Below are 20,804 nucleotides of genomic sequence, written 5' to 3'. Positions count from 1 at the left end.
AGAATAAGTCTAATATTTTGAATCGACTTAAAGGTTTGAACAATATTAGCGTTATATTTGCCCTTCGTCAAGGAATACGCTTGCATAATTCGTTGAATTTACAAGAATTAAAAATTTAAAATATTGTAAATCAATCAATTGTATTTATTTGGTTTAAAAGGAGTAATGATAGGAATATCAGGTAAAAACAATGAGGAAATGATCCTTATGTTAAAAAAAATACTGAAAAGTAATATATCAATATTGTTTTTCATTCTGTGGTGCCCGGTTTTTATAAATGGGCAGGCTGCTCCTGATTTCAGTATTTTAACCGATAAAGCTTTTCAGAAACTATATCAGAATCCTGAAGAATGTATCAGCTATTCACAGAGCCTTCTGATGAGTGACAAAAATATTGAGCATAAAGTGATTCTTCGGAATATTATTTCCCAGGCTTATGCCTTGCAGGGGAATTATGTGCAGTCTGTAAGTATTTCCAATCAGAAAGAGGATGATGACAAAAAAGGGAATTTTTCCCATTTTATACAGTTGTTTGATGATTATAACCTGGCGGATCAGTATCAGAATTTAGGGTTGTACGGGCAGTCAAAAAAGATCATTGCAGGTATCTTAAAAGATCCGGAACTTTTAAAGAGCAATAATCCCAAAGAACGGATGGTGATTGCTAAACTGTTTCAGCTTCAGGGCATCAATGCCGGAATTGATAGAAATTATAATGCTGCTTTACTGAATATTGATAAAAGTGATTCTTACCTTAATAATAACAATGAAGAGAACAGGATTATCAAATGGGAGAATATGATTTTCCGGTCTGCTTTCCTGATGCCGCAGAATAAGCTTGAAGAATCAAAGAAATTACTTGATGAAGTTATTCAGGGTATTGAAAAACATGGGAATAATGCTTTTATCTCTGCATTTGCCTATGAAAGTATGTCCCGATATTACTTTCTGAAAGGTGATTACAATGAAGCTGTAAAACAACTGGAGAAAGGATTTTCCGAAATTGAGAACTTTCCTTATAATGATCTGAAAATCATATTTTATGAATTGTTTGCCCGAAGCTATCTGGCCCTAAATAATGATGAAAAATATTATTATTACAATAATTTATATACAGATTTAAAAGCAAAACTGGATTCCAATAAAAAGGAAGGCATACAATATATTGTAAAACTGCTTGAAACATATCATCATAAAAACCTTGAGTTTCAGGAGCAGCATAAAGAGAAACTGTTTAGGACTATTGGTATTGTTATTTTAATTCTTATTGCGGGAATGATTGCTTATTTTCTGAGTGAATCATCAAGAAGCAGACATCTCAAAAAACAGCTTGATTTTTTTGAGAAACTGAAAATAAAAGAAGATCCTATAAGTCTTGAAGTTGAAATGCTGAAAGATGAGACAGCAAAAGAGAATAAAAGTCAGGAAAAGGATCTATCTAAAATTTCCAAAGAAAAAGAGGAAGAGATTCTACAGAAGCTCAAAGACTGGGAAAAATCCGACAACTATCTGAATAAAAACATGTCACTGGCTATTCTTTCTGCCCAAACAGGGATAAATACTAAATATCTGTCTGAAGTCATCAATAATAATAAAGGAAAGAACTTTAACGGCTACATTAATGAGTTAAGAATTGATCATATTGCGCGCCTTTTGAAAACAGATCCGGCTTATCTGAATTATAAAGTAAGCTATCTGGCAGAATACGCTGGATTTTCATCTCATGGCGCATTTACAAACGTATTCAAGTCCATTACAGGAATGTCACCGAACACCTATATTCAGGAAATTATAAAAAATAAAAACTGATGAAACTCTTTATCCATATCATTTTGATGAGTCTTCTGTTTTTCCAGGCACCTCTTGCCGGGCAGAAAATCTCTGATGACTCCCTGATGAAGATTGCCAATCAGGAAATTTATAACAATCCGGATAAAGCCATAAATATTGTAAAGAAACTGCTCCGAAAAGAAAAAGACCTCAATAAATCCATTAAAATCTATCTGATTCTATCCACAGCAGGAATTGCCAAGAGAAACTTTGACGAATCTCTGCAATATATTCTGAAAGCAAGAGAGTTGGTTCAGAAAACAAACGATCCCAAGATCCAGACCAGTTTTTTGATTGCAGTAGCTATACAATACCAGCAGATGGAACTCTTTAGCAAAAGTCTCGAAACATTGGACGAAGCTGATGGGTATTTGGTAAAACTGCCTGAAGATTCCTATCTGAAGCATTTTGAAACAGCCAGAAGTTTTGCCCTGCGCGGAATGATCTATAAAAGCCAGTCGAATCCCGAAATCGCCCTTCAGGAATTTTTAATTGCTATCAGAAACTTTGAAAAAATAAAAGAAGAAGAGAAAACATACTTTAATCAGAGTATTATTTACTATAATATTGGCCATTGTTATCTCAGTCTGAATCAACCAGACAATGCAGAAAAAGCTTTCATGAAATCTATGAATCTTGCAGGTTTGATAAAAGCAAAAAGTTTGGAAGCGTTTGCTTTAAAAGGATTGGCAGAGATAAACAAACAAAAACATCAGAATCAGGAAGCATTGAAACTGTTAATAAAAGCTGAAAACTTAGGCAGGGAAGCAGGAGATCTGTCACTTAATGAAGGAATTTATAAAGAAATGGCGGATAATTATCTGGCGATGGGAAATCCCAACCTTTATCAGGTTTACAGCAGAAAATACTTTGAAACAAAATTTAAAAGAGAACAAAGCGAATTGAGCTCCATTAATCATGCTATTGATGTTCATAATATAGAAACTCAAAAGAAAAGTGAGAAGCTAACCATCCGGTATAATTATTTTATTGCAGGGATGATAATTGTCGGACTTTTTATAGTAAGCATCTTTTCCTATTTAGTTATGAAGATCAGAAAGCAGAATAAGAAATATCAGAATGAAATAAAGAAACTTATCAAGGATTGAATGCTTTTTTCAGAATTATTGACTTTTAAATCATTAATACGATTTATTTATCACTTAAAAAACAAAAAACCTCACAATAAAAATTGTGAGGTTTTTGTGAGCGCGAAAGGATTCGAACCTTTGACCGTCTGCTTAGAAGGCAGATGCTCTATCCAGCTGAGCTACGCACCCATAAAGTAGTTTTGAGAAAACTACTAAAACAGTCGGGGCGGCAGGATTCGAACCTGCGACCTCCTGGTCCCAAACCAGGCGCGATGACCGGACTACGCTACGCCCCGAATATATAAGAAGAGCGGAGGGTAAGGGATTCGAACCCTTGCGACACTTTCGCGTCGACAGTTTAGCAAACTGCTCCGTTAACCACTCCGGCAACCCTCCTTTTTGTTGATTTTTTAATGATCGTTGTTCCGTTATTGCGAGTGCAAATATAGAACAGATTTCTTTATTTACCAAATAAAATTCAAGAAAATTTTGTGTATTTTTGAGGTAATAAATCATCCAAAAACCAAACTGATGCGTAAGACATTATATATCATCGGATTAAGCACTTTTGTTTTTTCATGTACTTCTCAGCAAAATGTGAAAAAAAATACTTACAAACCGAAAACCCCAATAACACAGGCGAAACCGACGGTTCAGACAACAACTCCGGTGGCTCCAAAACCAAAAGTAGTCTCCGATCATGGAGTAGACTTTTTTACTACTAATATAGCAGACCCAACAAAAAATGATAATACAACAAGTTACGGTTCTATTGTATCTGCAAAACCAGGAGGATACAAAGTTGTAAAGACTTATTTCCCCGCAGTAGCCCAAAACTTCAGACAACGTTACTTAATATTACATTATACAGCTCTTGCAGATGATAAATCTATTACCGTTCTTACACAGCAGGCGGTGAGTGCCCACTATCTGGTAAATAATACAGGAGATAACGAGATCTATCAGTTGGTAGATGAAAACAAAAGAGCGTACCATGCAGGAGTAAGTTCATGGAGAAATGATAAAAATCTTAATGATACTTCTATCGGGATTGAAATTGTAAATGCCGGTTACACTACAGATGCTGCAGGTAAAAGAACATTTGCTCCTTTTAGTGATGATCAGGTAAAAAAAGTGGCCGCATTGGTTAAAGATATTGTGGCAAGATATCAGATTCAGCCTACTTATGTACTTGCTCATTCAGATATTGCTCCAACAAGAAAGCAGGATCCCGGGCCTATGTTCCCATGGAAAAAACTGTATGACGAATACCAGATTGGGATGTGGTATGATGAAACAGCAAAGCAGACTTATCTTGAGGCGGCACAGGCAGACATTAGTGCAAAATATAACGAACCCAGCTTTATCTTCCTTATTCAGACTTCATTACAGAAATTTGGATACGGACTGGATCTTAGCGGAACATGGGATGATGCTACCAAAAAAACAATTGAAGCATTCCAGTACCACTTCCGTCCACAGAATTATGACGGAATCATGGATGCTGAAACATGGGCAATCCTGCAAGCTTTAAATCAAAAATATCCAGTAAAATAATTCAAATTAAAACGCATCGGTTAGATGCGTTTTTGCTATCTTTAAACGATCAAAAACAGTAAAATATCTGTAATGGAAAATTTCAGAAAAGAAAGTGATCTATTAGGCGAACTGAATGTGCCTTTAGATGCTTATTATGGGGTTCAGACACAAAGAGCTATCAACAATTTCAAAATTTCAGGACAGCTTTTGTCTTCATATCCTGATTTCATAAAAGGATTGGCGTTTGTAAAAAAAGCAGCTGCTAAAACCAATTATGAATTAGGACTTCTAGATGAAAACCTGTATTTTAAAATAGCAGAAGCGTGTGATGAAATTGTAGAAGGGAAATATCATGACCAGTTTCCGGTAGATATGATTCAGGGGGGAGCAGGAACTTCCATCAACATGAATGCGAATGAAGTGATCGCCAATATCGTGTTGGAAAAATTAGGAAAAAATAAAGGAGAATACGAATTCTGTTCACCTAATGATCATATCAATCTTTCACAGTCTACTAATGATGCTTATCCTACAGCTATCAAAATGGGATTGCTGCAGATGAACATCGGTCTGGTAGAAAGACTTGAAAAAATTATTGCTGCATTCCGTGCAAAAGGACAGGAGTTTCATGATGTTATCAAAATGGGCCGTACACAGCTTCAGGATGCTGTTCCAATGACTTTGGGGCAGGAGTTTGAAGCTTACGCAGCTACATTGGAAGAAGATATCTCTAAGCTGAATAATAATGCAAACCTTTTTGTAGAAGTAAACATGGGGGCAACTGCTATCGGAACAGGATTAAATGCTCCGGTAGGATATGCTACACTTTGTGCTAAAAACTTAGCTCAGATTACAGGTTACCCGATTGTTTCTGCACCGGATTTAGTGGAAGCAACACCTGATACAGGATCTTATGTGATCTACTCTTCAGCAACGAAGCGTCTTGCCGTGAAATTATCAAAAATCTGTAATGACTTAAGATTACTTTCATCAGGGCCAAGAGCCGGTCTTTTTGAAATCAATCTTCCGCCAATGCAGCCGGGATCTTCTATCATGCCAGGTAAAGTAAATCCGGTAATTCCGGAAGTGGTAAACCAGGTTTGTTTCAAAGTATTCGGGAATGATCTTACCGTAACTTTTGCAGCAGAAGCAGGACAATTACAGCTTAATGTAATGGAGCCGGTACTTTCTCATGCCATCATGGAAAATATCAACTTCCTTTGCAATGCCTTAGATACTCTTCGCGATAAATGTGTGGTTGGAATTACGGCCAATAAAGAAATCTGTCTGAATATGGTGAAGCACAGCATCGGTATTGTAACGGCTCTGAACCCTTATATCGGGTACAAACAATCTACACAAATTGCTAAAGAAGCATTAGAAACCGGAAAAAGTGTTTACAATCTTGTTCTTGAAAAGGGAATTCTTTCCCAGGAGAAGCTGGATGAAATCCTTGATCCGAAAAATATGCTGAAACCGCATAATAAATAATAAAAAAACAATAAGTGGTAAATGATCCTGCTAGTGGTCATTTATCACTTATTATTCATCATTTATACCATAATTCGTGAGGTTTTTAATCATAATTCCTGCTCATAACGAAGAAGACAATCTCTCCTTTACACTTGATTCTTTACAGCAGCAAAGCAGCAAAGATTTTAAAGTAGTGGTAGTGAATGACGGTTCTGTAGATGGAACTCCTGAAATCATCAGAAAATATACAGAAACTGATGCCCGCTTTGAAACGATCAACCTTCAGAAATCTGAACATCAGCCAGGATCTAAAGTAGTGCATGCTTTTAAAAATGGTCTCCGGACACAATCTATGGATGATTTTGATATCATCTGTAAATTTGATGCCGATATCATCCTTCCCAGCAATTATCTAGCAGCCGTAGAAACAGCTTTTGCCAATAACCCGGTATACGGACTCGTAGGAGGGCTTTTGTATATAGAAAAAGAAGGAAGCTGGGTCTATGAAGGAAATTCTAATAAACATCACGTAAGAGGGCCTATGAAGGCTTACCGTAAAGAATGTTTTATCCAGATCGGAGGCTTAAGGGAAACATTGGGTTGGGATAATATTGATTCCATATTGTTGGAAAATCTGGGATGGAAGGAAGTTGTTCTTCCGGAACTCCATGTGAAGCTGATAAAAGTAAAAGGAGCCGATTACACCATACGTCCTGCAGATTATTATGGCAGGTACTTTTATTTCTTAGGTCTTAACAGGTTTCTGGCTTATATAGCTTCTTCAAAAGAAGCCATGAAAAGCAAATCTCCATCATTTTTCTTTGATATTATAAATTCCTATGAAAATTGCAGATCAAAAAAAATAGAGCTCAAAATTACAAAAGAAGAACAAAAAGCGGTTAATGATCAGCGTTGGAGAATGCTGAAAAAAAAATGGCTGAAGATGTAGGAGATAAATTATCTTATACATTATAAATGTTCATCAATAGAAACGGGTTTTAACCCGTTTAATGAAAAATAAAAAATCCATCGGCTTTAGCCAAAACTTAAGATGTAACTCCCAAACGTGAAAAAAATAGCTTACATAGAAATAGATACCCACGCAGAAATCGCCCAGGCTTTCATGGATGCTATGGAAGGATCTCAGGATTTTGCAGTAGACTATTATTTTTCAAAAAGGATCAAAGATCAGGTAAGTCATCGCGATGAAGCTGTATTTTTATCAGATAGTTCTATGATTCTGGATCAGCTGAAGGGAAAAGGGTACGATCTGGTGGTCATAGGAACTGTTCATCGTTATTTTAATACATTTTTGGCGGTAACAAAAAAGTACAATACGGCAGTCATTGTCCATAATCTTAATTTTACAAACGCTTCAAAGCTGGATCTGATGAAAAGTGTTTTCAAAGGAGATATTATCTTCAGATTAAAACTATGGCTGAAAGAAGGGTTGTTTTACAAAACTAAAGTTTATCAGACATCCGGCTCTCTTTTTGTACTGGATGAAGCACTGATTTCGGATAGGTATCAGTTTTTGCCACTGTTTTACACCAGAGATTTTGATAAAATTAAAAATGATAATCTGATTGTGATTATTCCAGGTGGAGTTTCACAGAAGAGAAGGGATTATGCTTATGTTTTTGAGACTGTTCAGAATGTAAAGACAGATCAGCATTGTGAGTTTGTATTCCTTGGAAAAGCAAAGGATCATGAACTAAAACGGCTTGAGCAACTGTCTCAACGGCTGCCTGAAAATATCAGCATTACTTATTTTTCTGAAAGAGTTTCTACTGAAGATTTTGATAAATGGATGCAGAAAGCGGATATTCTTTGGTGCCCCATTCAGCAGGAAACAGAGTTTTTTAGCATGAAAGAAACTTATGGAGTGACGAAAATGACGGGAAATCTTGGGGATGCCATTAAATATGGGAAACTGGCTGTTTTTCCAAAAAACTATCTGTCAAATTTAGAATTTATTCTTCCGGAAGAAGAAAACATTCTTAAGCAATGGGGTAAATTATCAGCGGTCGATTTTGATTTTCAAAAAAAATATAGCAAAAAGGAAATTTTAAAAAACCTGGAAAATATTTTGAATAATCATATTAAATAATTACGCTTTTCTGATTATTTTTTTTACGAATGTATCAAATATTTTTTTTGATATTCCACATACAAGAAATACGAATAAAACAGTCTGAACATTGTTAGTCAAAAAAGTTACTAAAAATATAATTGAGAAAGTAATTGTTGTGAATAGCAGGTCAGAAGTGAATTTTTTTCTTTCCACTAAAGTCATTTCAAAAGAATATTCTTTGTGTTTTACAATGGCGAGCCAATAAAGGATATAAATGGCAAGCCCCGCAAGAATATGATTTAACAGAAAAAATCTAAATGCTAATATAACAACATTCTTATTGTCCACACTCTCAGCAAAAAAAGCAGTAGTAAAAGGAAAGAAGATAATGGGTAGCAGCATGATCATATTGGCTATTATAATTTGCTTATTGTAATTATGAATATGCTTAAATAGAAAATGATGACGCATCCAATAGGTTACAATGAGAAAAAAGCTCAGTAAAAGAGCAAAAAAATTGTACTTAAGCTCAACTAACTGTTCCCATGCATTATCAAAAGTGGTTTCTTTAGTTATATGCGGAATTTTAAACTCTATAATAAGAAGGGTAATAGCAATAGCAAAAATTGCATCACTAAAAAAAGCTAAGCGCTCTACCTGAAAATCCTGCTTAGGATGCTTATCACTAAAAGATGTGTGTTGTTGTTTCTGAGTCATACCGATTTCATATTATATAATACTCGGTTAATCTATTTATATAATATTTACGAATGTAGTATTTTTTTTACTTAAACTTAAAAATACTCTTAATAAATTTTACATTCAAATAATCTTCAACCGGGAATATTTTGGTGAAATAATTTCCGATATAGATCAGTATCAGAACAACTGCAGGTTTGTAAACAAGGTTAAGCAGATTGCTGTTGAAGTTGGGAAGAACAATAGCCACTGTAATAGCTAAAGTACAGATAATAGAGACAAAAATCATTTCAATGCTTAAAGGCGAAACCTTAAATACAATATAATTGAAAACGATTTTTACAACATTGTAAATAGTAAGAGAAATAGCTGTAGATAAAGCAATTCCGATCAGCTTCAGATCTGTATTTTTAATGAAATAATAATTAAGCCCAATAGTTAACCCAGCCAGTAAAAGCATCACCAGAATATTGAATCTGTAATATTTTGAAAGAGAAATAATATTTCCGTTGAAGCCTGTTGCGAGATCTATCAGTACAGCAGAACCCCAGATCCAGACTACAGGCTCATATTCTCTTAGCATAGTTCCGTTCTTGGGCATAAATTGTGTCAGATACGGGAATCCCACCATAATGCATGAGAATAAAACAGCGCCAAGGAAATATAATGTTAAAGATGTTTTCTTGTGAAATCTGTCCAGTTCTACCATATCTCCGTCTGCCAGCGTTTTATTGATGATAGGAGCAGATATATTAAACAATCCAAGCTGTGGAATAGAGATTAATGAGATCAGGGCATATAAAACAGAATAGATTCCTACCTCTTCCATTCCCATAAATTCTCCGATCATAAAGCTGTTGATCGCCAGATAATTTCCAAAAGTTCCCAGGAATCCGAAGAAACTGTAATTGAAAAACTCTTTCCAGAAATTATTCTTCTTAAAATAATCCGTATTAAAATCAAGCTTGATTTTCTCCAGTTTGTTGGTGTAATAAATATACCCCAAAAGCATTAAAAAGAAGATTCCAAAAAAGAAAGCAAAAGCTATTTTCTGCGATGCTGCAGCGGTAATATTCTGTGATAAGGCAAAGAAAAAAAGGCAGAAAGCTCCCAGGTTTGCTATTTTCGGAAACAGATTGTCGAAAATATTGGAAACCACAATTCTTTTATAATTGGAAGTATATTTATTGAAAATAGCACAAAATGAAAGGATTAAAATCAGAGGAAGAATCATTTCTTTGATCTTCCATGCTTCTGAGTGCCTGAACTTTGGATAAAAATAAGGAAGTATAAAAAATACAACCGTGAAAATAAGAAAATTGATAAAAACAGTGAGCAGCGACAATGACAGCATGTTTTGTTTTTTACCGTCTCTTTCTACCGTGTGGAAAAATTTCACGTTTGAATAGGAAATTCCCAATACTACAAAAGGAACCAGCATTTCTGCAGTGGGAAGAATGTAGCGCAGCTTTCCATAAAATTCAAAATCATTCGGAAATATGAATATTGCGGAAACTGTGCCCAGCAAAAACCCAATATAACCGATAATGGAATATTTGAAGCCTTGTCTCGCTACTACACTCATAAGTTTTTTTAAATGTTTTTAGGTATAAAAATAATATTGTTGATGTACTGAGTTTTATTTTTTTCGTCGTTTGTATTTTGTGTTATAATGTCCTCTGTAAGACTTTCCAGAGTAAAGCTGTTTCTGTTCAGATATTTTGCTTCATATCCCCAGTTCATTACTTCTGATATTTCATTCCATATAGGAGTTTGATGGTGTCTTTGCTCCATCTCGACCATTAATGTCGGCGTAAACTGTCGGATGGTTTCTCTTGCTCCGAAAAGCGTTTTTATTTCGTTTCCTTCGACGTCTATTTTGATAAAATCAAGCCTTTTGAAATGTTCCAGTGCTGCCCATTCGTCCAGTTTGATCACTTTTACTTTTTCCGTATAGCTTTTTTCTTCTCCTTTTTCTTTGTAAGAAGTGTTTAAAGTGCCACGGGAAGCAATTGTTTTTCCGTTAATAACAGGTACTTTGAACTCGGCAATTATATTTTCATCAGAAAGAGCCAGAGGAAAGATATGCATTGCCGGAAACAGTCTTTTTAATCGACGGTAAAGCTTTTTATTGGGTTCAAAACCATAAATGTTATCGTGGTTCAAAGTGTTTTCCAACTGATATAGGAAAGTTCCTACATTCGTACCAATGTCCAATATAACAGCATTCTTAGGAAGGTATTCTTTGATCCATACCAGCTCCGGTTCTACATTGCGTTCCGAAAAATTATTTTTATTAAGATTATTTAACGTTTTGAAATATCTTTTTTTATAGAAATTCGGGCTTATATATTGTAGCTTTTCTGCGATTTTTTGGTATAAAGACATCGTATGCGTTTTGACGAACAGCAAAGATAAGCAAAAATGTAAAACTTTTCTTAAAAAATGTTAATTATAATAACCTGATTCTCAATATGAATATTTAAAATTTGTTTTTGTAACCTGTTGAATTTAACGTATTTTCAATTTGTCACAGAGGCACCTGCATCCTACGAATATTTCTTTTAAAACATTGTGTGGAAGCGTAATTCCGACCAGAATAGATGTACACAATTATCCTTGAAATCTATGTCTACTGTGGATGGGAAAACCGGTAACTCATTGACGATAAGAGCATCAAAGAAAAGGAGTGTTAAGGAAATCATTGAAAGGTTTCATCAGCTTGAAAACTTTGTTCATATTTTTCACTGCATTTTTATCCAGTACTTCTTCATCTTTTAAAGAATATACTACAATGAAATTTTTAAGTTTCAGATATTCTCCCATAGGATCCTCTTTCTCAAAACCCTGGGGGATTTTTTTCAGTTTGTCATCCTGGTCAAGTTCAGGGAAGTGCTTTTTGAAATCCTTATTGTTGAGAATTTTAAGAAAATCATCACCGTATACCGATATTTCTTTACGAACTTCTTTCAAAACAGAAGACTCTGGCATATAAATACCTCCGGCTAAAAAGGATTTTCCAGATTCCAGGTGAAGATAGTAACCTCCTTTCTGATTCCCTTTTCCCATTCCCAGAGATGCTCCGAAATTGGTTTTATAAGGAGATTTATCTTTTGAAAATCTTGTATCTCTGTAAATCCTGAACAAGGCTTTTTTACTGTCAATTTTAGCAAGTTCTTCATCAAAACCGGACATCTCTTTAATCAGTTCATCCAGAAATGTAATAACGTTTTGCTGAGATTCAGTATACAGGTTTTTATGTTCATTAAACCATTCTCGGTTATTGTTTTTATTTAATTTGTTTAAAAAATCAAATGTTTTGGAAGAAATGCTTGCAGACATATTGTGTAAGGTGTTTTATTGTTGTTGCTAAGTTGGATTTGAAACAGTTTCTCAATTCCAAACCCCGAATCCCGAATCCCGAAACTTAAAACCCACTATTCAAATGTACAAAAACTATTCATATCTTAATGCCTCAATAGGATCAAGTTTTGAAGCTTTCAATGCAGGATAATATCCGAAAAATACTCCGGTCACAGCACACACGATAAAGGAAATGATAATGGAGGATTCCGTAATGAAAGTAGGCCACAAAAGGAAAAAAGTAACCAGTTCCGAAGACAGAATGCCTAAAAGTACCCCAAGAATTCCGCCGGTGATGCTGATAAGTACAGCCTCAATAAGAAACTGATACAGGATATCCTTTCCTCTGGCACCGATAGACATTCTCAGTCCTATTTCTTTGGTTCGTTCCGTAACTGATACGTACATGATATTCATGATTCCGATTCCTCCTACAATAAGAGAAATGCCGGCAATGGCTGATAAAAGTACCGTTAAGAGCTGGCTGGTAGAACTCATGGTAGAAATAAGTTCAGCCTGAGTTCTTACGCTGAAATCATCATTGCTTCCGTCAGAAGGTAGTTTATGCTGTTTTCTTAAAATCTCTGAAACCTGGTCCGTAGCTTGTTGTGAAGTATTCTCGTTTGAAGAAGCTGCGTAAATTGTCTGAACATAAGTGATTCCTAAAAATCTTCTCTGAACAGTATTGAAAGGAGCAATAATAACATCATCCTGATCCTGCCCGAACGCATTGGAACCTTTGGGAGCCAGTATTCCGATAACTTTCATGGGAACTTTATTGAACCTGATAACGGCTCCTACAGGGTTCTCACCGTTAGGAAATAAGCTGTTGTAAACCGTTTGTCCTAAAAGGCAGACCTTATTGGATGAGGTCACATCTTTTCTGGTGAAAAGGTTGCCATCTGCAATGCTCCAGTCTCTGATATTGAAATATTCTTCATTTACACCCTGCAGCTGGGTAGGCCAGTTGTTAGGACCGTTGATAGACTGTCCGTTGGTCTGCACAGCAGGAGAAACATAAGAAACATCAGGCGCTCCCTTTGAAATAGCATCAGCATCCTGCGGTCTCAAAGTCTGTAACCCCGAAGCTCCTATTCTGGCTCCTCCGGAAACATTCACGTTGCTGGAAGGACGTATGGTAATCATATTGGATCCCATTGAAGAAAGCTGATCGCTGATGCTTTTTTTTGAACCTTCTCCAATAGCAGTCATTGCAATCACTGAAGCCACACCGATAATAATACCGAGCATGGTTAAAAATGCACGAAGCTTATTCCGTAAAAGGGCTTTCCAGGCAATTCTGAAGAGGTTTGAGAGATTCATTGCAATGGTTTTTTAAGTTTAAAGCTATTTGTAATCATCATTTACCGGAAGGTTATCAAGGGCCTCTCTGGCAGATTTTATATTATCATTCTTTACATCTTTAATTACTTTTCCATCCCGGAGGGTTACTGTTCTGCTGCTGAACGTGGCAATATCAGGTTCATGGGTCACAAAGACGATGGTTCGGCCCTGTTTGTGCAGATCCTGCATAAGTGCCATAATTTCATACGAAGTTCTGGTATCCAGATTTCCGGTGGCTTCATCCGCCAGAATCATTACAGGTTCATTCACTAAAGCCCGTGCAATAGCAACTCTTTGCTGCTGCCCTCCGGACATCTGGTTGGGAAGATGATCAACTCTGCTTTCAAGTTTTACTGCTGCCAGAGCTTGTAGAGCTCTTTTGTGACGCTCTTCTGTAGAAATTTTTGAGTTATAAAGAAGCGGAAGTTCTACATTTTCTTTTGCTGTGGTTCTGGGAAGAAGGTTGTAAGACTGAAATACAAAACCGATTTTTTGATTTCTCAGAACTGCAAGTTCATCACGGTCAAGGTTTTTAATATTAACACCATCCAGGATATAGTCTCCATCCGATGGTTTATCCAGACAGCCAATAATATTAAGCAGGGTAGATTTTCCAGAGCCGCTGCTTCCCATAATGGTTACAAACTCACCTCTTTCCACCGTAAATGTGACGCCTTTCAGTGCATGAACAACTTCTTCGCCCATTCTGAATTCTCTTTTCAGATTCGTGATCTCCAGAATTTTTTCTGTCATGACTTTTTTGTTTTATTAGTTGCTGGTTGTTGGTTGTTTCGTTGCTGGTTGCTGGTTAGTCTGGTTGGGTTTGATAATCCTTTACAATTTAGGTTATCTTGGTCCGCCGCCACCGCCACTGTTTCTGTTATTTCCACCACCTCTTCTTTGAGGCATGAATGGGCTTTTAGCCTGTCCGCCAGAAGATTTTTTTGACAAAACTTTATAACCGGTGATGATATTTTCATTTTTATTTAATCCTGAGACAACCTGTATTTCAGTGTCATTATCCATTCCGGTTTTTATCTTTTTACGGGAAATGGTGCTGTCCTTTTCAATGATCCAGACGGCGGCTTCATTTTTCTTTTCAGCTCCTTTGTTCTGTTGTTTCCATTGGCCTTTTTCATGTTTTTTACCGTTAGCAAATGGAGAATTTATTTTATATTTTTTGATAACCAAACTATCTGGTCTGAAGCTGGTTGCCGCTGCCGGAATTTTCATAACATTCTCAACAACCTGTGTGTAAATTGTAATATTTGCCGTCATACCCGGCTTCAGTTTTAAACCTGAATTATCTGCGTTGATGATGGTAGTATAATTGACCACATTTGATGAAACGGTAGGATGGAGGCGGACTTCGGAGACCTGACCGTCAAATGTCTCATCTGGAAAAGCATCCACTGTAAACGTTGCTTTCTGGCCTACTTTTACATTTCCAATATCAGCCTCATCCACAGAAGCACGCACCCTCATTTTAGTAAGATCCTTAGCAATACTGAAAAGGGTGGGAGTACTGAAACTTGAAGCTACGGTTTGCCCCTCACTTACGTTCCTGTTAAGAATGGTTCCATCTATTGGAGAATATATATTCGTAAGAGACAGGTTTTTGTTGGCCGTAGAAAGCTGGGCGGTTACAGAACCTACCTGTGCTTTTGCAGCATTGTATTGATTGGTGGCATTATCATAATCCGCTTTGCTGATAGCTCCAACTTTGTATAATTGTGACTGTCTGCTGATATTGATTTCGTTATAAGCAAGATTACTTTTTGCATTTTGAAGATTGGCCTTGATCTGCTGTGACTGAAACTGAAGCAGATCCGGATCTAAAGTTGCCAGAAGCTGCCCTTTTTTCACTGTAGAATTAAAGTCAACGTAAATATTTTTAATGATTCCGGACACCTGAGTACCTACAGCAACAGTATCCACAGGTTGAATAGTTCCCGTAGCGGTAATAGAGTTTGAAATCTCTCCCATTTCAGGTTTTACAGTTTCCAGCTGTATTTTTATTTCTTTCTCTCTGATGAAGAAAAACCAGACTGCACCTATAGCAATGATGCTGCCCACAACCCAGTACAACCATTTTTTATTCTTTGTTTTCATAGCTTACTTTAAATTTATAGGGTTACCTGCGTAAAATTCGTAGATCTGTTTATTGAGAACTGCAGTGTATTTGGCCTGCAGATAATTCTGAACAGATTGTATATAAAGCAGTCTCTGTTGCTGAAGCTGCACATAATCAATACTGCCAAGTTTCATTTGGGCATTTACAATATCATAGCTCTGTTTGCTGATATCCATCTGTTTTAAAGCCGAATCATATTGGGATAAAGCATTCTGAAGGTTGATGTACGACTGTTCCACCTGTTGATTGAGAATGGTTTTGGTATTTTGTAAATCAAGATTGGCTTGTTCAATGGCGATTTTTGATTTCTCAATCTGTGTTTTATAGATTCTGTTATTGTAAATCGGAATTCCCAGACTTAATCCGATAGGCATATAAAAATTGTTTCCGAGTTGATTAAAGTAATTTCCATTACCGTTTGAGTAATTGGTAGAGATATTTCCTACCAGGCTCAGTGTGGGTTGAACAGATGCTTTAGCTATTTTAAGGTTCGTATTGGAATTTTCTACGTTCAGTTCACTATATTTTACTTCGGGGCGTTGGTTTTGTGCTATATTTTGAATATCCTCTAATGGTTTCAACTGATCCTCTACAATAATGCTGTCGGGTTTTACAATCTGAAAATCGTAATGAGAAGGAAGCTGAAGAATTTGTTTTAAATTAACCGTGTTGGTCCGCAGATTATTTTGAGCAGACGTGAGGTTGTATTGATCCTGGGCAACCTGTGACTGGATCTGAAGATAATTTAACTTTGAAAGACTTCCTGCTTTATAGAGCTGATCTCCTTGTTTTAATTGAGTTTGGGTTGTTTTCAGTACATTTTCAAGAGAGATGATATTTTCCTGATTCATCAGAATATTCAGATATGCCTGAGTAATATTCAGGGTGATATTATTTTGTGATTCCTGTACGGAAAGATCAGCCATTTGTACCAATATATTTTTAGATATTTCATTGTTTTTTATGTAATCGGCATGGTACAGGGTCATAGAAGAGTTGGCTCCGATATTTTGAGATTGTGCACCTGTGAGATGAAGTCCGTCACTTCCGTTGAGGGCAAATAATCCTTGTGAAACAGTTCCGCTTAAGTTGGGGTATTTTGCATCTTTTGCCTGAAGGAGATCCTGTTGTGCAGCATTTTTTGAAAGCCTTAGAGAATTAATAGAAATATTATTCTCCTTTGCGTATTCAATACAATTTTCCAGCGTCCAGGCAGCCGGATAATTGGGCGTTTGGGAAAATATTTCCAAGGCTATGCATAAGAATATCAAAAAGAAAAATTTACGTTCCATGGTTTTATTTTTGAAAATTCATAAATAACACAGAAAAAATCAATCCAATTTAATAAAAAAAAATAATGTTTAACAAGTTTTTAACCTAAGGGTGTTTTTTTTACATTTAATTTTCGAAAAATTAAAGATATATTAAAAGATTCTGAATTTAAGTTTGTATATTTAAAACTTTATTCAAAAACAAGTCAAATATTTATTGTATCTTTGCAAAAATTTTAAAATAGTTAATGAATTTATTTACGGAAACCAATTTAAGTCCTGATATCCTTAAGGCAATTGGCGAACTGGGCTACGAAAGCCCAACAGAAATCCAAAAACAGACTATCCCTTTTATTCTTTCAGATATTCGCGACTTGATCGCACTTGCGCAAACAGGGACAGGCAAGACAGCAGCGTTTTCGCTTCCGATTTTGGATATGATTGACGATACGAGTCGCAAAATCCAATTATTGGTGCTTTGTCCGACACGGGAATTATGTCTTCAGATTTCGAAGGACATAAAGAATTACTCTAAGTACATGAAAGACATCAAAACTACAGCAGTTTATGGTGGAAGTAGTATTGTAGATCAGATGAGATCTTTGAAGGATAAACCACAGATTATTGTGGGAACTCCGGGAAGAGTAATTGATCTTATCAACAGAAAAGCACTTGACTTTTCTGCTATTCATTGGTTGGTATTAGATGAAGCCGATGAAATGCTTTCTATGGGATTCAAAGACGAATTGGAAACCATTCTAAGCGAAACTCCGGAAACTAAACAAACTTTCTTATTCTCGGCAACGATGAATAAAGAGGTAGAAAGAATTTCCAAAAATTACCTTACAAAACCACACCGTATTTCAGTAGGTTCTATCAACGAAGTGAAGAAGAACATTACTCACGAATACTATGTAGTAGGGTACCGTCAGAAAAAAGAAGCGTTGAAGAGATTGATCGATGCTAACCCTAATCAGTACTCCATTATCTTCTGTAGAACGAGAATGGAAACACAGGAGGTAGCAGATTTCCTGATGCAGAACGGGTATGCAGCAGATGCTCTTCATGGTGACCTTTCTCAGGCACAGAGAGATACGGTAATGAAGAAATTCAGATTGAAAAACATTGATATTCTTGTGGCAACGGACGTTGCAGCAAGAGGATTGGATGTAAACTCTCTTACTCACGTTATTCACTTCTCTTTACCAGATGATCCTGAAGTATTCGTTCACAGAAGCGGAAGAACAGGTAGAGCTGGAAAAGACGGTATTTCTATGGCTTTGATAAAGCCTGAAGAAAGCAGAAAACTGAAACAGATCAAATCTGCAACAAAAATTGAAATCAACGAAAAATTCATTCCTACTGGTGATGATATTATCAAAGCTCAGGTAGGAGGTGTATTCGAAAAATTATTGACGGAGCACGAGGATCTTTTCGAATTTGATGACAGCCTAATTCCGGATCTAAGCAAATTTACAAAAGAAGAATTGGTGCACCAGCTGCTACAATTCCAATTGAAGGATCTTGCTTTATATTACAAAGACAAACACGATCTTGTTGAGCAGAAATTGAGCAGCAGAGATGATGATTACTCAAGAAGAGACCGTGGACGTGATAGAGACCGAGATAGAGGCCGTGATAGAGAAAACAGAGACAGCAGAGACAGAGATCGCGGAAGAGACAGAGATCGTGGTGGAAAACCAAGAAGAAGAGATGAGAGTATGGTAAGATTCTTCTTTAATCTTGGGAAAAAAGACCACTTGAAGAAGCTTGATGTTCTGGATATTATCAATAAGGCTACTGCTGATGGAAAATCCAAGAAAAGAGCTGAAATCGGGGATATTGAAATCCTGGAAAAATTCTCTTTCTTTGAGGTTGAAAAATCGTTTAAAGACAATGTCTTGAGCAATATTCAATCAATGAAGTTCAAAGGAAAAGATATGAGAGCTGAAGTTGCAAACTAAATCTCATCAATTACTATATAAAACCGGCTTTAAAGCCGGTTTTTTTATTTGATAATCAGTGGTTAAGCGAATGTTAACAAAACTTAATGTCATATAGTTTCACGTGCAATCCTTTTTTAAGAAATTTGCACACGAATTATAAATACTAAAAAATGGGAATTGGTAATATTTTCCACGCTTTTCAACCAAAAGATAAAATCTTCTTTGTACTTTTCGAAAAGGTAACTGAAAATCTAGTTGCAATGTCAGAAGATTTCAACACAGGAATCAAGGATTTCGATCTTAATGATGATTCTATGCTGAAGAAAATGAGTGACTTCGAACACAAGAATGATGAACTTACTCACGAAATTTTCGTAGAATTAGGGAAAAACTTCATTACACCTTTTGACCGTGAGGATATCCACACATTGGCAACAGGATTGGATGATATCGCTGATTATATCTACGCTTCCACAAAATATATTTTCCTTTACAAATCACCTGAGATGAAGGCTTATTCAGACTTCTCTTTATTGATCCATAAAGCATGTCTTGAAATTCAGAATGCAATGAAAAACCTTAAAGGGTTCAAAAACATGGAACAGGTGAAAGAAGCTTGTATTAAGGTGAACTCTATTGAGAATATTGCTGACGATTTGCTTTCCAATTCAATGGTAGACTTATTTGAAACTAATGATGCAATCAACATTATTAAAGTTTCATCTGTATTGAACTACCTTGAAATTGTAACGGATAAAGCAGAAGATGTTGCCAATACAATTGAGAACATCATGATTAAATACGCCTAATACATAGCAAAAAATGGAATTTCCGATTTTACTTGTAGTTATTATTGCGTTGGCCCTGATCTTCGATTATATCAATGGTTTTCATGATGCAGCCAACTCAATTGCGACTATTGTTTCTACAAAAGTTTTAACTCCATTCCAGGCTGTACTTTGGGCAGCGCTTTGGAACTTTGCAGCCTTCTTTATTGCTGCTTATATTATTGGAGAATTCAAAATTGGTAATACAATTGCCAAAACAGTTAACGAGAATTTTATCACCTTAGAAGTTATATTTTCCGGTCTTGTGGCAGCTATTGCCTGGAACCTGCTTACGTGGTGGTTCGGAATTCCTTCGTCATCATCACATACGCTGATCGGAGGTTTCCTTGGAGCGGCTCTTATGCATGCTTTCATGATGGATTATCATGATGTGGCAGCAGCACAGCCGGAACTTGGAATTTGGGGCACTATTAAAGAAGCTTTCAGCCAGGTAACTCATCAGGGTGTGGTAAAGTTTGATAAAGTTATTCCTATCTTCCTGTTCATTTTCATGGCACCAATCATAGGGATGATTATCTCCATCATTATCACATTGATTATTGTACACCTTTATAAAAAATCAAATCCACACAAAGCAGACAAATCTTTCAAAAGATTACAGTTGGCTTCATCAGCTCTGTTCAGCTTAGGACATGGTTTGAATGATGCTCAGAAAGTAATGGGAATCATTGGAGCGGCGGTAATTTATTATCACGTCAATATGCTTCAGGATGCACAGTATTTGAATATTCCTTCTGCGGGACGTTTTGATTATTTTGCACAGCATTATATCTGGGTACCTTTAGTATCATTTATTGCCATTGCTTTAGGGACAATGAGTGGGGGTTGGAAGATCATCAAAACAATGGGAACGAAGATTACGAAAGTAACTTCATTAGAAGGAGTAAGTGCAGAAACTGCGGGTGCTATTACCTTATTTATTACAGATCACTTCGGGATTCCTGTATCTACTACACATACGATTACAGGTTCTATCATCGGGGTAGGATTAACGAAAAGAATTTCAGCAGTAAGATGGGGAATCACGGTAAGCTTACTTTGGGCTTGGGTTCTAACCATTCCAATCTCTGCAATAGTAGCAGGAATTACCTATCTTGTGGTAACCTTCCTTTTCTAAAAAACAAATCATACAATTATATAAACTTTGTCCGTTTGGGCAAAGTTTTTTGTTTTATAAAGCCCCGAAAAATCG

General features: G+C 36.2%; 17 protein-coding genes and 3 tRNA genes. 9 read left to right on the top strand and 11 right to left on the bottom strand.

Annotated features, from left to right (window positions below):
• Positions 1-165: 165 nt before the first annotated feature.
• Complete coding sequence (locus tag OL225_RS13935; RefSeq protein WP_264518646.1) at positions 166-1,809, top strand: helix-turn-helix domain-containing protein; 1,644 nt, start codon at positions 166-168, stop codon at positions 1,807-1,809.
• Positions 1,809-2,939 (top strand): tetratricopeptide repeat protein, encoded by a 1,131-nt coding sequence (locus OL225_RS13930; protein ID WP_264518645.1) that lies wholly within the window; start codon positions 1,809-1,811, stop codon positions 2,937-2,939. Before OL225_RS13935 ends, OL225_RS13930 begins: the two co-directional genes overlap by 1 nt.
• 97 nt (positions 2,940-3,036) lie before the next feature.
• On the opposite strand, the gene OL225_RS13925 is transcribed toward OL225_RS13930, so the two are convergent.
• The 3 genes from OL225_RS13925 to OL225_RS13915 all read right to left on the bottom strand — a co-directional run bounded on the left by OL225_RS13925 (position 3,037) and on the right by OL225_RS13915 (position 3,317).
• A tRNA-Arg gene (locus OL225_RS13925) sits at positions 3,037-3,110 on the bottom strand.
• Between the two features lie 32 nt (positions 3,111-3,142).
• Positions 3,143-3,217: transfer RNA gene (locus OL225_RS13920), tRNA-Pro, on the bottom strand.
• Between the two features lie 15 nt (positions 3,218-3,232).
• A tRNA-Ser gene (locus tag OL225_RS13915) sits at positions 3,233-3,317 on the bottom strand.
• A gap of 135 nt (positions 3,318-3,452) precedes the next feature.
• Between OL225_RS13915 and OL225_RS13910 the strand changes: the two genes are divergently transcribed.
• The 4 genes from OL225_RS13910 to OL225_RS13895 all read left to right on the top strand — a co-directional run bounded on the left by OL225_RS13910 (position 3,453) and on the right by OL225_RS13895 (position 8,043).
• Positions 3,453-4,478 carry an N-acetylmuramoyl-L-alanine amidase gene (locus tag OL225_RS13910; protein ID WP_047374101.1) on the top strand — a complete coding sequence of 342 codons (1,026 nt, stop codon included), beginning with the start codon at positions 3,453-3,455 and terminating at the stop codon, positions 4,476-4,478.
• A gap of 72 nt (positions 4,479-4,550) precedes the next feature.
• On the top strand, positions 4,551-5,951 hold the full coding sequence (gene aspA / locus OL225_RS13905; protein ID WP_047374103.1) for an aspartate ammonia-lyase: 1,401 nt from the start codon (positions 4,551-4,553) through the stop codon (positions 5,949-5,951).
• Positions 5,952-6,027: 76 nt separating this feature from the next.
• Positions 6,028-6,882 (top strand): glycosyltransferase family 2 protein, encoded by an 855-nt coding sequence (locus tag OL225_RS13900; RefSeq protein ID WP_264518644.1) that lies wholly within the window; start codon positions 6,028-6,030, stop codon positions 6,880-6,882.
• A 117-nt stretch (positions 6,883-6,999) separates the two neighbouring features.
• Positions 7,000-8,043, top strand: coding sequence for a hypothetical protein (locus OL225_RS13895; protein WP_264518643.1), 1,044 nt, complete (start codon positions 7,000-7,002; stop codon positions 8,041-8,043).
• Here OL225_RS13895 and OL225_RS13890 read toward each other — a convergent pair whose 3' ends face one another.
• The 8 genes from OL225_RS13890 to OL225_RS13855 form a co-directional block, all read right to left on the bottom strand.
• Positions 8,044-8,724 (bottom strand): TMEM175 family protein, encoded by a 681-nt coding sequence (locus tag OL225_RS13890; protein ID WP_264518642.1) that lies wholly within the window; start codon positions 8,722-8,724, stop codon positions 8,044-8,046.
• 67 nt (positions 8,725-8,791) lie between these two features.
• On the bottom strand, positions 8,792-10,291 hold the full coding sequence (locus tag OL225_RS13885) for a lipopolysaccharide biosynthesis protein (RefSeq protein WP_047374108.1): 1,500 nt from the start codon (positions 10,289-10,291) through the stop codon (positions 8,792-8,794).
• Between the two features lie 8 nt (positions 10,292-10,299).
• On the bottom strand, positions 10,300-11,094 hold the full coding sequence (locus tag OL225_RS13880; RefSeq protein ID WP_047374110.1) for an FkbM family methyltransferase: 795 nt from the start codon (positions 11,092-11,094) through the stop codon (positions 10,300-10,302).
• A 288-nt stretch (positions 11,095-11,382) separates the two neighbouring features.
• Positions 11,383-12,048 (bottom strand): DUF2461 domain-containing protein, encoded by a 666-nt coding sequence (locus OL225_RS13875; protein WP_264518641.1) that lies wholly within the window; start codon positions 12,046-12,048, stop codon positions 11,383-11,385.
• Between the two features lie 114 nt (positions 12,049-12,162).
• Positions 12,163-13,392: an ABC transporter permease gene (locus OL225_RS13870; RefSeq protein ID WP_264518640.1), complete on the bottom strand. Its 1,230-nt coding sequence runs from the start codon at positions 13,390-13,392 to the stop codon at positions 12,163-12,165.
• Between the two features lie 24 nt (positions 13,393-13,416).
• Positions 13,417-14,166, bottom strand: coding sequence for an ABC transporter ATP-binding protein (locus OL225_RS13865; RefSeq protein ID WP_264518639.1), 750 nt, complete (start codon positions 14,164-14,166; stop codon positions 13,417-13,419).
• Between the two features lie 93 nt (positions 14,167-14,259).
• Positions 14,260-15,525, bottom strand: coding sequence for an efflux RND transporter periplasmic adaptor subunit (locus tag OL225_RS13860; RefSeq protein ID WP_264518638.1), 1,266 nt, complete (start codon positions 15,523-15,525; stop codon positions 14,260-14,262).
• Between the two features lie 3 nt (positions 15,526-15,528).
• The gene (locus OL225_RS13855) at positions 15,529-16,839 is read right to left on the bottom strand and encodes a TolC family protein (RefSeq protein WP_264518637.1); all 1,311 of its coding nucleotides are present in this window, start codon (positions 16,837-16,839) and stop codon (positions 15,529-15,531) included.
• Between the two features lie 227 nt (positions 16,840-17,066).
• Here OL225_RS13855 and OL225_RS13850 point away from each other — a divergent pair, with 227 nt between their 5' ends.
• From OL225_RS13850 to OL225_RS13840, 3 genes are all read left to right on the top strand, one after another.
• Entirely contained in the window at positions 17,067-18,782 is a 1,716-nt protein-coding gene (locus OL225_RS13850; RefSeq protein WP_047374122.1) for a DEAD/DEAH box helicase, read from the top strand.
• A gap of 152 nt (positions 18,783-18,934) precedes the next feature.
• Positions 18,935-19,573, top strand: coding sequence for a DUF47 domain-containing protein (locus tag OL225_RS13845; protein WP_047374124.1), 639 nt, complete (start codon positions 18,935-18,937; stop codon positions 19,571-19,573).
• Between the two features lie 13 nt (positions 19,574-19,586).
• Complete coding sequence (locus tag OL225_RS13840; RefSeq protein ID WP_047374126.1) at positions 19,587-20,729, top strand: inorganic phosphate transporter; 1,143 nt, start codon at positions 19,587-19,589, stop codon at positions 20,727-20,729.
• The last annotated feature ends 75 nt before the right edge of the window (positions 20,730-20,804 follow it).

The organism is Chryseobacterium viscerum (genome assembly GCF_025949665.1).
GTDB classification, from domain to species: Bacteria; Bacteroidota; Bacteroidia; order Flavobacteriales; family Weeksellaceae; genus Chryseobacterium; species Chryseobacterium viscerum_A.
The sequence above is the reverse complement of the archived record's forward strand: the minus strand, read 5'-3'. Positions and strand labels throughout refer to the sequence as shown.